Consider the following 13,779-nt stretch of genomic DNA (forward strand, 5'->3'; position numbering starts at 1 on the left):
AGATCCAACCCGATCATGCTAACTTCCGACATGGACGCCTCCGTTCAAGTGATGATCAACGACACCACTTTGGCACAGCGATGCCCTCAGGGGGCGTCCACCCCATCAATCTGGGAAGTCATAAGTCGGCGGCCATCAGGCAGATGATCAAGGCGGCCGGCGCCAGGCTTTGGTACCTACCGCCCTACTCCCCAGACCTCAATCCGATCGAGCAGGCCTTTGCCAAAATCAAACACTGGATGCGCCAAGCTCAGAAACGTACCGTCGAGGACACTTGGCGCCACATCGGCCACCTCGTTGAAACGATCGAGGCAACCGAATGCAACAACTACTTCGCAAACGCCGGCTACGCTTCCATCAAAACGTGAAAGGCTCTAGGCCAGGCCCAGCTTTTTCTTGAGCTCGGTATTTTCCTTGCGCAGACGGTCGGCAAGCAGGCCCTTCAAGCGCTTGTTTTCTTCTTCGAGCGCGACAAGATCGCGGAGATCGCCGTTGTCGAAAGAAGGTGCGGCAGCTCTTTTCCAAGAATAGTAGGTCTGCTCGGATATGCCGGCCTGGCCGACCGCAATCTTGCTGGTCGCGCCGCCAGCGATCGATTTCTCGATCTGGGCAAGCTTCTGGGCGCGCTCCTTCTCGGAATATGTCTTGCGGGCCGTCTTCACTGCCACCGGAGCTTCAGCGGCCTGGGGCGCTGGCTTCGCCCCGTTCCTGCGGGCCGGCTTTGCGAGCTCTGCCTTCGCTTTCTTTGCTCGCGGGATTTTCTTCTTCGATTCAGGCACTTCCACTTTGGCTGGCGCTACTGTGGTCTGAACAGTTTGAGCGTCCTGAAAATCGGCCATAACATGCTCCGCTTGTGGTTTGTCTCCTTCTTCAGCATCAATGGCTCTTATACTGAAGTCAATAAGCTGGGAATTTGGGGGCTGAGCACGATCAGCCGGCTGCGTCATCTCCGTGACAATCTTGGACAGGTCACGATCGCCCCAGATCGAATGTCCTGGCTTTTGCTTGCCGCGCTTCTGTTTCACTTCCACGACAAATGGCCGGATCTGGCGCTTCATAGTCTGTTCCTTGATGTGGGGACGACTTGCAAGCCAAGTCGCTGTTCGTATTTGCGAGTATCCGACGCGAAGGTATCTGTCGCTCTCGCCGTGCTTTATCGGAGAAGCGACGCAACGAGCAAGCGATGTGTCATGGGCTTTGGGCGACAGGCTCAATCATCGGGGCAAAACATACCTACTGAGAGGTGATGGAGAGATCTTTAGAGCTGCATCCATACGCGCGATGCTCAGGTGTCTAGCCAGCGGCGCGCGATGACTGTGCACAATCCGGCTGGAGCGATTGCAATCCAAATTTTCTTGGGAACTAATCTTCCCATGGCGGCGGATGAGCTGGACGCGCTTGTTTTCGGGATGGCGGTCGACAGCGTTCGTGCGCTTCCTCTTGGATTCACGGAAAAAGTCGCAGAAATTGCCAACAGAAGCGACGGCGTCCTGCTTTTTGATTTGCGCATCGATGGCGATTTGGAGATGCAGCGGATCGCCGCCGTCCGATATCCAAGCAGCCAGACAGGCATTCTGGCGCTGGACAAGCAGGGCTTGGCGATCAGCCATTGCATGGTCAATGGCACTTTCTCCAGCTTTATCGCTCCCTTGGAGGACTGGAACGCTCTGCCGCTGCCGATGCAGGCCAGGACGAGTATCGCCGGCCCGGCCAGCCTCTTCATCGGCGCCTTGCGCAATGCCGGATGCATCCCGCACGGAAGGTCCTGATCCGACGTTTTGTTCGGCGACTGGTCGATCATATCGTCGAGCCAGTCGGCCCCACGGCCTCGCTATGGTCGATTTCCCATGGTGGTTAGGTGACCAGGATCATCCTGGTTGAAGTCTGACCCTGGATACGTGGCTACGAGCACCTCGTCGGTGCTGGCCTCAAATATCGTGAAAATGCGCAGGCCGGTGGCGACTGATTGAGCAATGTCGGTCGCCGTCACGGTATCTTGGAAAGCGATACGGCTGCGTGTAAGCGATCGTAATGTGCGAGAGCGTCTCGCCCGTCGGCCTCCGATAGAACCCCTCCTTGATAGACATCACGCCGCATAGCCTATCCGACGCGCCCAATTAAGCGGAGTAGCCGGACCATGCTAACGTTTCCCTTCCGAGCGGCAGCTCTCAGGGACAGCCTCTATCGTCGCCTCCCTTCTTTGAGTTCCGGCTTGATCGAACGGAGGACAGGACTTCGTCAATCTGCGATCCGACAGATCGTCAAGCAGCTTGAAGACGGCATCATGTCTTCCGGCGTTAATGAGAATCGTGCGTTTGCCGCGATTTTCGGCCGACCCGGGCTCGGGATCTGCATTGCGGGCGATCCCCCTGACTTCGACAGGGGTCATGTTCCAGATCGCCTCGAGCTTTTCCGCGCGGGTCATGCTGTCGCTCGCACCGGTCTCGTGGGCGATGATAGCGGCGCGCATCTTGTCCGGGGACTGCCGATCCGTGAGGTCGCAAAAGCCATGAAACCAGCGTTCGCGGCCCCGGATCCGGATCGCGAAGAATACGCTGGTCACGTAGCCGGCCTTGAACTCCGACATGCCGAACATGCCGGTGCGCTTGAACAGCGGCGGCAGCAAATCGAGCATGAAGTGGTATTCTGACGCGGTGATCTGGAACCACTCGCCTGAATAGGGAGTGCCGGAAAGCGGATCGATGCCGGGAGTGTCCTTGTGTCGGCTGAACAGTTGGAACATCTGCTCGCGGGTGGCGACGCCGTCGAGCACCTTCCTGAAGGGTGGATGTGCGGTCATGGAGTTCTGCTGAACGCAGGTCGGCCACGCGCGGCATGAACCGCGTCGTCGCAACTGCTTGGTGGTGTTGTGGCTGTCGACTGGCCGAGCCTGCGGCCGGCGCGTGTACCGGCGATGGTGGGGTTTGCAGGGTTCAGGCGGCGTGTCGCTCGGAGGAACGCGAAGCGTCTCGACCAACCCCAGTGATGGCACGCACGGCGGCGGCGAGCGCCGGGATGTCGTCGAGCATGCCGAGCGCAACGAAGTGGTTGGCCCCGCCGATGTAGTCCTTGCGGCCCTTGCAGGCGCGGATCAGGATGCCGTGACCTGAGGACAAACCGAACTGGCCGACCTGGATGTAGGCGCAGTCATGGTGCAGAGTAATTTCACCGGAAACGGCCATGCCCGCCTTATTTGAGCGCAGGTCAAAGCTTCCCTGCGGCAAGGCAAGTTCGGCGGCGAGTTTCTTCAGCCGCGAACGGGCTGTCATGTGAAAACGTCTCTTGTGCTGCTCGTCATAGGAGCAGTTTCTGTTCCAATCGAACATGTGGATCTCCATGAAACGAAAGCGCCCGGGCGCGCTACGGCGATCCCGGGCTTGAGAGTGAGTTGGAACCGAAACGGGTCCGGCAGAAGTGCCGGACCCGTGCGGAGCGGGAGGCCGACTATTCGGCGGCCTGGAGGTGGTCCGCTTCGTCGCCGTCGATGGTCACCGGCTTATCGGAGGACGGGTCCGCATCGTCGGCGAGGAAGGCCGGCAGCTCGGCGGCATCGCCGTCGAGAGTCGCCTCGTCCGACCTGTCGCCAGCGACGCCCCTGCCAGCATCGGTAGCCACTTCATCGACCTCAAGGCGAAGAGGTTCGGGCAGCCAGCTTGATCCTTCGAGAAGACGGACGGCTTCACGGGCCATGATGTCCTTCTTCATGTGATCGATCAGCTGAGCGGAGTCTGCGCCACGAGCTTCACGGACAGCCTGTAAAATCCGCGCCTTTGTGAGCCGCCCCAGGAACTCGACCGTGGGCGTCCAGCCGGCGTCGACCATGTCGAACTGGAGCGAGCGGCCAAGCACGTCTGCATGCTCGAGCGCCTTCGCGCGCCTGTTCCAGGGCTCGACCACCGCATTGAGGGTCAGCGAGACGCAGTGCGCGAACAGCGCCTTGCGGCTTGCTTCGTCGAGGCTGAGAATGAAGTCCCACAGGCCTTCCGCTTCATCGGGCAAATCGCGGTCCCAGGCTTCGTGCCGTTCGGCGATCTCCTTGGCCCAGGATGTCTCGGCAAGACCATCGACCTGGCTGAAGCCGCCGCTCTTCAGACTTATCTCCAGGCACGTGTTCGGCGCGAAGCGATAGAAAACCTGCAGGACGAAGGCATGGAGTGCGGCGACGATGGCGATGTCGGCGTCACCGGCGAGCGCGTTGCGCAGTGCTAGCGTCCGCTGCGCGGTCAGGTCGAAGACGAGCCGATCGGGCAGTGGCTTGATTCCATCGTCTTCGCCATCATCGCCAGAGGCGTCGCTCACCGGCTTGCCGTTGACGACAACACCATCGCCATCGTCATCGCCATTGGATCGGGTTCCGCCGTCGGCGCCCCGTTCCTCGCCCTCATCGACATCGCCGGTTTCGGTCCGCGGCTCGTCCTCGGACCGCACGAAACCGGCGTCGACCTGGAGCTTGCCGTTCGCGGCAAGCGTAACGAACACACCGGCATTGGTCTTCTGGGCGGGATCGTAGCTTTGAGGGCGATCATCGATCGCATCGAGCTCGGCACCCAGCTGGTCGAGCTTCGCCTCGATTGTTTCGTCGGCGTCCTCGGCCTTGGCATAGTCCGCATCCAGCTTGTCGTATTCGGCCTTCAGCGCGTCGTAGCGTTCGATCTCCTCGGCGCTGAGCTCCTGCGCCTCGGCGTAGATGCGCCGCATACCGGAGGTGTGGCCATAGGGAAAGCTGATCGCAGCCTCGACCCACTTCCAGCCTTCGGCGCGGATCGCCTCGGCATCCATTTTCAGCCTGTCGAAGACGAGCTGCTCGAGAAGTGCGGCATCCTGGAACCAACCGCCGGCATCCTGCTCGAACAGGTCGCGCAGGATGACGCCGCCAGCCGCTTCATAGGCTTCGGCGCCGACATAGACGGCCCGGCGATCATCGGCCCGCACCGTCGTCTCCGTCAGCAGGCGCCTGATGTAGTAGGGTTCTTGCGTGTGCGAGCTGGCAATCCGCTCCCAGACCTGCTCCTGGCGCGCGTGATCGTCCGAGATCGAAAACGCCATGATCTGTTCGAGCCGGATTTCGTCCTTCTCGTAGAGATCGAGAAGCCTCGGTGACACCGATGCCAGCCGCAGGCGCTGCCTCACCGTCGCCGGCGATACGAAGAAGCGGGCACCAATCTCCTCCGGATCGAGGCCCTGATCGCTGAGCGTCTTGAAGGCCCGAAACTGATCGAGCGGGTGAAGGTCGGCGCGCCGCAGGTTTTCGGCAAGCGAATCCTCCTCGGCCGAGGTCTCCTGCACGCGGTTGACGATGCAGGGGATTGGCTCGTTCTTGGCCAGGCGCTTTTGCTTGATGAGGATGCCGAGCGCCAGATAACGTCGGCCGCCGGCGGGCACCTCGAACGTGCCCGTCTCCCCGCCCTCGCCATCGAGCACGGGACGGACGTTCAGGCTCTGGATCAGCTTTCGCCGTCCGATGTCTTCGGCCAGCTGCTCGATCGACACTCCGTCCTTGATACGCCGAACATTCTTCTGCGACAGCATTAGCTTGTCATAGGGAATATTCTCCGCGGCGTTCATCGCGATCTTCTGAATGGCGTTCTTTGCCATGGTTAGGTTCTCCATGACGGGCGGCCCGGGGCCTCTCCCCGAACCTCCAAGCCCGTCAGAACCCTCCCCTCACCCCTCTGCCTCCAGGCCTCCCGCCGACCCGGCCCCGGCTCGCGGATCTCGACGCGACCAAGCCGCCGGAGGGGCCTCCAGCATGTTGGAGTCACAGGGTTCTCCCACGAAAAAAGCGCCGTCCTCTTGTTTCGGAAGGCGGCGCTTAATTGATGGAGAGGGCGAACCGGACGTGAGGCCCGAAAGTTTTTGTTGGTGGCCTCCGCAAGATCAGGTCGCGAAATCGAGAAGCTTCTTGGCCTTGCCCTCCATTTCCAGGCGGACATCCTGATGCGGTTTGTCGCGCGCGACCCGCGTGATGCCCTGCACGAAATCAAAGATCGATTCCGGTGGTCTGCCTTCCTCCATGAGAACAGTATCGATGATCTTCGTGGTCTCGGACTTGGAGAAGCCCCCCTTGCGCAGGAAGCCCTGGCGATCTTCGTCGTCTCTGGCAACGATCCGTTGCCGCGCCGTCTTGATGCCGTTGACGAACGGCATGGGCGAGGAATCGGCAAACTGGATCAGCGCCGGCTCGGCTTCCAAGGCGAAACGCGAGGCGGCATATTTGGAATGCCGGATGATGATTTCCTCGAAATTTTCCACGCCCCACAGGCAACGGGTCTGGCACACTGCACGTAGATAGAAGCTGGCGATTCCGAGCGTTCGGGCGCCGACTTCGGAGTTCCAGCAATAAAACCCCCTGAAAAAGACGTCGGGCGAGCCGTCGGGCAGCTTGCCGGCCTCGATCGGATTCAGGTCGTCGACAAGAAACACAAAGACATCGCGGTCGGACGCATAGAGCGTGGTTGTGTCGGTGGAAATGTCGACGTTCGGATTGTAGATTCCCGTTGACCAGTTGAGCACGCCGGGCACCTTCCAACGCGTGTCGCCGGTGCCGTTGCCGGCGATCTTCTGCACGGCGTCGACCAGTTCTGAGTCAAATATTCTGCCGTAATCTGGGCCTGTTACCGCCCGCAATTCGAGGCGTCCGTTCTCGATTTCCAGCGTCTTCACCTGCTCGGCGCGGTGGTTGAGGAGACCGTGCTGAAGGTTGATCGCGGCGAGCGGGGCTGGAAGCTGCCGCAGATAGGTGGCCGGTGCGCCTACCAGGCTGGCGAGTTGGCCAAAACTCCAATGCGTGGGGGCAATTGGGGCAGGCGCATCGGGCAGCATTAGCCTCAGGCGCTCCGGATCGTCGCGGCTGGCCTCGACGCGGATCAGCTCACTTTCGACGATGCGGGTCTTGCTGCGCTCCGACCGGCTCTTCACCGAATTCCGAAGGTCGTTGAGCGACAGGTATCGCTCATCCGCCGGACGGTTGAACCATTCTGACGACACGCGGCCAATACGCTGGCCGCGGCTGACGTCGACCTTGTAACCGGCCCGCTCATTGCGCTTGGGCGTGTGAATTTCCATCTGGGTCATGGGTGTCGCTCCTCGGCGGGCGCCGGGAGACTCTCTCCCGGACCTTCACCCGCCGCCGCGGCCCGCCCACCCTCTTCCTCTCCCGGCATCCGCGCGCCACTAGAAGCATCGGCATTGCGGCAGCGACCGCGTCAAGGCTGACACCATGAGAGAAGGCACGGGCTTCAGGAAAGTCCGAAGACCAAGTGCCGCTTCACCTTCCGGATGCGACAGAAATCCGTTGTGCTTTCTTGCCCAAACAAGACGGGACCCATCCGGTTTCCAGATAGCGGCCTGCTGAAATCGGACAGGCAACTTGTCTTGAGATTAAAGCAACTGCAACTTCTCTTGGGGCCTAGCCCATACATGTGTGAATTGACCCAACGTAGGATTCGTCCACGAACATCCTTGGCCTTTGGCTTGATGGGTCAATCAATGGTCCGAGCAACCTTTTCGCGATTTGGCACCCTTGAGAGAGGCCCGCATATTGTGCATTACACTCAATCGAGCATTCAATCTCCTGTTGGGGGTGACAACCCCTGACCCCATTCCGCACGCGCTTGCCAGAATACAGCGTCTCCAAAGCCGACGTTCAGCTGGACCGGAAGCCAATACCAAGCGAGCGAAAGCGCGGTTTCGCTGTTGACGTTGTCAGTCCTCTCATTTCCGGTGGGGTACCTAAAGCCTGCTTGTTTGCTTGATGAGCAGGTTGCGTCGCGAGTTCTTCGGCTTTTGTACGATAATGCACCTCTCTAGTTCGCAACTAGACCGTCAAGCAAAACCTCAAGGGAAATGACTCCTTTAACGCGGGAGTTTATGCGGCTTGCCGATGGGCGACAAACAATTTGGGCAGGTGGTCATATCGCTGGCCGGGGGTAAGCCCCATTGCAGTTACAGCCAGACAAGCTAGGCTGCCGGCAAGCGGGAAACGCTGCAGTGGACAAATTGTCGATCGTCGCCGGCTCGCCAGTGTTTCGGACGCTGGAGCGGACTCAATGGCAGGCAATCGCTGACGCGGCGTCGTTCCGCCGGATCGAGCCGACTGCCGATGGCCATCTGTTCCGGTATGGCGATTTGGCATCAGTTCTTTTCCTGATTGTGCCCACTGTTGGCAGCCGCGAAGGTCCGGTCTTGCAGGTCGGCTTCGGTGCGCCGATCACTCCGCAGTCCCCAGTCGGCTACCGCTTGACCGAAGGCGAGATCGCGGGCGATGTGGAGTTCTTGCTCGGAGGACTTTCGGAACGGCTGCCACCTCGCATCTGCTCGGCTCGGATTCTTCGCAATGCTGCCGTGCTTACTATTCCGGCGGCCGTACTTGCCGGGATCGCCCAAACGGAGGCCGATTTCCGTCGTCGGATCATACGGCAGGCGGCCCAACGGCTGACCGAAATCGCATCCGTTCATGCAGAGCGTAGAGCCATGCATCCCGAGGTGCGCTTCGCTACCGGCCTTCTGTCCCAGCTCGATGATTTTGGACATATTGCTGGCAATAAAGGCATATTTGACCATCAACTGAAGCAGCAGGATCTTGCCGATAATCTCGGCATTTCGCGTCGGCTGCTGTCACTACGTTTCTCCGACTGGTCGGCTCGCGGACTGCTGGAGACCGTGCCGATTACGCTGCCAGATGTCGCGCGCGTTGAGCGGATCGCAGGTCTCAGCCCTCCCAATGTCGCCCAGAACCTGCGTGCGGTGATCGAAAATATTGAGGACCAGACCGCCCGGGGCCTGCTGGCCAAGGCAAGCCAGACCGCCGCGGACGTTCTCAGCGTCTTCTCGGATAACCCGGTAGTCGCTTACCAACTCGCGCTAATAAGTGTGAGGCTCGGTGCAAACAAGCAGGCAAAGGATATCCTCGCAGCGCCGATGTTCGCGTGGACGTGCTCCATGGGTGATCTCAAAGACCGATTGCGGACCGCTTGGAAGCAATCACTCTCGCTGCGAAATGGTGACTTCCCGGGTTACGACGAGGTCGCCGAACAGGCGTTGGACACCCTCCTCGCGGCGCGGCTGCCTATGCTTGCTATTGACATTGGCGGTTTGCATGCTCGGTTGAGTAAGGAGATGATAGTTGCTCACCAGCCCGGATCGCCGCAGCTGCGTCATCAGGCATTGGAGGCGGCGCGCCTTTACCGTGAGGTCCATGAGGCGAGCCCCAATCACTATTGCGCCGTCAATGCTGCGACTTTGTCCATGCTCGGCGGCGAGGAGGATGAGGGGCGGGCCTTAGCGCTCGCTGCGAGCCGGCTTGTCGCGCGTGAGCCAAGAAAATACTGGGCATTAGCGTCGCTGGGCGAAGCAAGTCTGGTGCTCGGCGAGCGACAGTTGGCGATCGGCCACTTCATCGCTGCTGCCGCCGCCGTTGACGCTGATCTTGCCAAGACGACTTCAACGCGTCACCAGCTCGCCCTGATTTCCGCTGCTGGTGGGCCAGACACGTCGGCCGAACTCGCCACCCTCAATATTGGAGATCCAGTCTTTTTTAGCGGCCATGTCATGAAGTCAAGCGATGGCACGCCGGAGGAGTTGACAGAAGCGGAGCGTCTTCTGGCAATCGAAATGAGCGGATGGCTCGAGGGCCGCAAGATTCCGGCCGTGTATATGTCGCTTGCGTGCGGCGCAGACATTATTTTTGCCGAATTGGTATTAGAAGCCGGCATTCCGCTCAATGTCACATTGCCCTTCACCGTCGGCCGCTTCTGTGACCTGTCGGTGGCAATCGGCAACGGCGATGACATTGCGACGGACTGGGTCGCGCGATATTTTGCCTGCCTCGATCAGGCCGCTACCGTGACCGAACTGTGGAGGCACGAGGTAAGGAAAGCTGAGGTCGATTACCACTATCTCAACACCAACAGACATCTAGCCGGTGAAACGATTTTCGCGGCAGCCGCTTTGATGACCCGACCGCGTATGCTCGCTGTTATCCATCCGCAAGCCGCCGCGAGCAAGGCTGGCGCCAAGAACACCTTGGCCGAGTTCGTGGCGCGAGGCTTCAACGCAGATGTCATAGATGCGCAGTTGCGCCGCAAGGACTCGCCCACGGACCCGCGCGGCGCTGACCCTTTCGCGCCGATAGTTTTTGCCTTCGCGCGCTCGCAACAGGACAATGCCGAGATTCGGCGGCTGCTTGACGAGACAGGCTTTGGCATCCGGGCGCTGAAAGATCGCCGGATCGCCGGACATTATATGCCGTCCGGATTTGAGGAGGCGCATTTCACAGCGTCGCGCTTGGCAACGTTGGCCGCCACGGCAGGGTCTTCGGCGCGAATCATCTGCGATTTTGGCCCAATCTGCGGCAAGGACGGGGCGCCGAGCCTCGACGACATACTAAAGCTTGACGCCGCCGCCGACCTAACCGCCGTCGCCATCGGCAACGTCTTTGCCACTAGTGCATTCGTGATGCGCGAAGTGGCGAGGGGTGGGGATCCCGGCCGCTATTCGGTGGTCAATGTTTCGGTCGAGCCGAACGAAGACGGTCAGGAACGGGTGCTGCGCGGCGCTAGACAGACCTACAAGGTTCGGGAATCATGACGGCGACTCGGCAGTCAACGGTTATATTTTGGATACGCCTATATTCGGGCTGGTCAGATTGGGGCTAACGTCGGTTCGAGCAATCGCATGCTGGAATTGTTGTCGGCCGCCAGGTAAGAAGCGGGCATCGAGCGTCGCCGCCGAAGAGGATTTAAGGCGCACTGCAAAATTGAATTCTTTGAGGCACGACTGCAGCTAGCGCCGAGTAAAGCACTCGCAGCGGCTGGGCCAGGCGGAATGCACCCAGCGCTCTCCCGCGGCAATTCCGCTGGTTGGATCGATGTCGGCAAAGATGATGTCTCATTCCTCCGTGATCAAAATAGCACGGCCGAGCGCCATGCTATCGCGCGCTTCGCTGGTGGAATAGGCCTCTACGCAATTCCGAAAAGTATTCTGTGCCGCACACACGTATAGCCTGGCCATTTGGTAGCTCTACCTCGAGGCGCATGCCGTCGCGACCGCTCTCTAGATCGATTAGCTGCCACGCGTCGCGTAGCCGCGCCAGCATGCCGGCGATATCGACCGCGTCGATCAGTACGCCGAACAGGCGCTTGTTGGCTTGTTGAGCTTGTGAGCGAGCGCCAGTTTCTCATGGCACCATTGCGACGCCGGCCACGCCTTGCTGATCAGCAAGATGGACGGCCTCTCAGCGGTTTGCCGCATCGTTTAGGGCCTTCTGCCACCGTTCGCCCGGGGCAATTCCGCTTGTCGCATCGATGTCGAGAAAAGAGCCGGGATTGAACAAATTTGTTCGGCTCAGGGGCGGTGTGATTATGCCGCCTATCCGGTACGCCGCAGCACGGTGCGGATCAACGCTACGATGAATGCGAGTGATCCTTGTGTAATCCTCGTACCAGAAAACCGCCGCCGGCTGACCGGCGGCGGTTGGAGCGGCAAGGTATATCTGATCAGTTCGTCCGTTGAATTCCAAATGGACTTAGGAACGAACGTTTCCGGTCAGATCGCGTAGTACCCGGATTCGCTGACGACGACGTCGGTAATCTCGCAGAGGTTCTGATCCCAGGCGATTGTTTGTGAACCGTCGGCGAACTCCATCAGTACATCAAATCGACAGTAGCCCTCCGGCCGGCGCGGATCGACTGTCATCTCGTAGCCAACGCCGATGGAGTATGATCCCAGAAGGTTGCGGCCCCAGCCGGTCCTGTCGATGTTCGAGATGTAAACACCGACTATCTCGCTAGAGCCGACGTTGCCGATGTCGACCCAGCGTTCGAAGGCCGAAGCAGTGCCGGCGGAAAACAGGCTCGCCGCGACGACAATGGCCGAGGCAGTGCGGGTAAATGCGGTCTTTGCGAAGCTGGTGATCATTTTTCAGTTCCTCACTTTTGCTACCAGCCGCGGCGCCATTGCCGTCAGCTTGTGAGGGAACATGCGTCCGAGCCGCCTCGGACGTTGCGCAGCATTGCGCAAAGCGCCGCTTGTCTGCAGAAGCGCGCTTCTCGGTCTGTTTCGTGCCGGACGAGAACCGGGTCGGCAGTGCGAGCGTTCTTTCCAATTCCGCGTCTGATGGAGAGCCCTGGAGGTTCGCTGGGGGCGAGTTTTCTTAGGTAGCAACTCGTACGATTACTTTAAACCCCGCGAATGATAGTCTATAGTGTTCTTCTAGGGTAGCGCGGATGGCGAGCTCAAAGGAGGATCGAGTGCAAGCGGCGGTGGGTGGCGCACCCGAGATTGTCAGTCTCACGCAGATGATTCGCGTTAAACGACTATTGGCCATCGCACCGAACTTAATTAAAATACTTTGTGCGTTATTTCTTGGGTTGCTTGTCGCGACAATAGTGTTTGGAATGTTATTGAGGATTGTTGTAATTATCGCTTTCTTAGTTTATGCTGGAGATGGTCAGTTCGTTCTAGTCGCTATTCCTGTTTTTTTCGTTACATTTAGTCTCTTTATGTTAGCTGCGGCCTTGCCGTTTTGGCTCTTGTCCCAGGTTAGTAAGGACTCCGTTTTCGCGCTATGTACATCAACGGTTATCTCTGCAACACTTGTTTACTTCTTTATCGAATATCGACATCAATTAGATCAAGAAGATGTTTTGTTTGTAGACATAGCGCTATGCGTATTAGGCGCAACGATGGCGACGTTTGTGATCCATATGATTTATCTCGTTTATGTTAGACACTCAACATTTGGATTGTCTGTAACCTCGTCGCGAACTCTGTTGCATCTCAACTATTTACCTCTTTTTCTCCCAAAAAGTATCGGATTATTTGTGAAGGCGATATTCGTGTTCCAATGGAGAATGGCAAGGCTGGCAATTGTTGGCTCGGTAATCTGGCTGCCAATCGCGGTCATATCGGTAGTGGCATCCCCGGTAGCCATGCTCATCATGCTTTTTCTGTTCATCTGGAAGAGGAGAGCGGTGTCAACTGCCTTCCTGTCCAGCTTCAGGGAATTGAAGGCCAAGCTGCAGCGAAACGCCACCGAGCTTCTGCGGATAGACAGCCGAGCTCCAATCCTCTTTCTAAGGTCGTTTCACGATGATCAACTAACCACCGGCAATTCCGCCGGTAAGGTTCTGTCCGTCATTCTAGGATTGGACGTCGATACCTTGCGATTGGAAGAGTGCATTGTGGATATGGCCGGCAGATTAGGCCCGGTGATTGCATTGAGCCCGCCTGGATCTTCTATTTCGCCGATGCTCGGCGCCGCTAAGGAAAGAGCAACAGGTGACTGGAAGGAACTCGTTCAGAAATATCTGGACCAGTCGCAACTGATTGTTTTGATCTACGGCACCAGCGCGGGCCTAAAGTGGGAGATTGAGGAGATTCATCGGCGGGGTTACGCGCATAAGCTTGTCCTCGTCTCCGCATTAAAACCGGATGTCGATTCGGCGCAAGTCATCGCTACGTTTCCGGGTAACAGCGGCGCTAAGGTGAACCTCGGCCCTGGCGAGAGAGTGCTGGCGATTGCCGGCCATAAGGCATCGGGCGTCGCACATGCGGTCACATCGAGCTTCGAGGACGCGATGTCCTACACCTTGGCGATTCGATATTGTATGAACATCAACAATGCCGCGCGCCCCGTGTGACGGTTGACTTCCTGGCTGCGGCGCGGAACAGATCCTGTTCTCCTGTCTCGCGCCGCTCGCGTGGTTTGCCCATCGCCCGGCTCCGATTCACTGCGATGAAAGCAGTGATGGAGTGGACGCCCCCACCCGACGGCATCGC

At 59.0% G+C, this 13,779-nt stretch carries 10 protein-coding genes; 4 read left to right on the forward strand and 6 right to left on the reverse strand.

Annotation, left to right across the window (positions count from 1 at the left end; translation table 11 throughout):
* On the forward strand, positions 1-368 hold a 368-nt coding region (locus tag NKI70_RS32050; RefSeq protein ID WP_352726142.1), incomplete at its 5' end, for a transposase.
* 6 nt (positions 369-374) lie between these two features.
* On the opposite strand, the gene NKI70_RS32055 is transcribed toward NKI70_RS32050, so the two are convergent.
* Positions 375-1,058 (reverse strand): transposase, encoded by a 684-nt coding sequence (locus NKI70_RS32055; RefSeq protein WP_352694046.1) that lies wholly within the window; start codon positions 1,056-1,058, stop codon positions 375-377.
* 315 nt (positions 1,059-1,373) lie between these two features.
* Between NKI70_RS32055 and NKI70_RS32060 the strand changes: the two genes are divergently transcribed.
* Positions 1,374-1,769: a hypothetical protein gene (locus tag NKI70_RS32060; RefSeq protein ID WP_352694044.1), complete on the forward strand. Its 396-nt coding sequence runs from the start codon at positions 1,374-1,376 to the stop codon at positions 1,767-1,769.
* A gap of 371 nt (positions 1,770-2,140) precedes the next feature.
* Here the strand turns inward: NKI70_RS32060 and NKI70_RS32065 are convergent, their stop codons facing one another.
* The 4 genes from NKI70_RS32065 to NKI70_RS32080 all read right to left on the reverse strand — a co-directional run bounded on the left by NKI70_RS32065 (position 2,141) and on the right by NKI70_RS32080 (position 7,074).
* Entirely contained in the window at positions 2,141-2,773 is a 633-nt protein-coding gene (locus NKI70_RS32065; RefSeq protein ID WP_352694043.1) for a DUF1419 domain-containing protein, read from the reverse strand.
* A 160-nt stretch (positions 2,774-2,933) separates the two neighbouring features.
* A complete protein-coding gene (locus NKI70_RS32070; RefSeq protein WP_352694041.1) occupies positions 2,934-3,338 on the reverse strand; it encodes a hypothetical protein in 405 nt (134 codons plus the stop codon).
* 106 nt (positions 3,339-3,444) lie between these two features.
* Positions 3,445-5,595 (reverse strand): ParB/RepB/Spo0J family partition protein, encoded by a 2,151-nt coding sequence (locus tag NKI70_RS32075; protein ID WP_352694039.1) that lies wholly within the window; start codon positions 5,593-5,595, stop codon positions 3,445-3,447.
* A gap of 282 nt (positions 5,596-5,877) precedes the next feature.
* Complete coding sequence (locus tag NKI70_RS32080) at positions 5,878-7,074, reverse strand: DUF932 domain-containing protein (RefSeq protein WP_352726144.1); 1,197 nt, start codon at positions 7,072-7,074, stop codon at positions 5,878-5,880.
* Between the two features lie 915 nt (positions 7,075-7,989).
* Between NKI70_RS32080 and NKI70_RS32085 the strand changes: the two genes are divergently transcribed.
* Positions 7,990-10,587, forward strand: a complete 2,598-nt coding sequence (locus NKI70_RS32085) for a Crp/Fnr family transcriptional regulator (protein WP_352694035.1) — start codon at positions 7,990-7,992, stop codon at positions 10,585-10,587.
* Positions 10,588-11,544: 957 nt separating this feature from the next.
* Here the strand turns inward: NKI70_RS32085 and NKI70_RS32090 are convergent.
* Positions 11,545-11,916, reverse strand: coding sequence for a hypothetical protein (locus NKI70_RS32090; protein WP_352694033.1), 372 nt, complete (start codon positions 11,914-11,916; stop codon positions 11,545-11,547).
* Positions 11,917-12,248: 332 nt separating this feature from the next.
* Between NKI70_RS32090 and NKI70_RS32095 the strand changes: the two genes are divergently transcribed.
* On the forward strand, positions 12,249-13,640 hold the full coding sequence (locus NKI70_RS32095) for a hypothetical protein (RefSeq protein ID WP_352694031.1): 1,392 nt from the start codon (positions 12,249-12,251) through the stop codon (positions 13,638-13,640).
* Positions 13,641-13,779: the final 139 nt, after the last annotated feature.

The sequence above is a fragment of the Mesorhizobium sp. M0500 genome (genome assembly GCF_040321165.1).
Classification (GTDB): domain Bacteria; phylum Pseudomonadota; class Alphaproteobacteria; order Rhizobiales; family Rhizobiaceae; genus Mesorhizobium.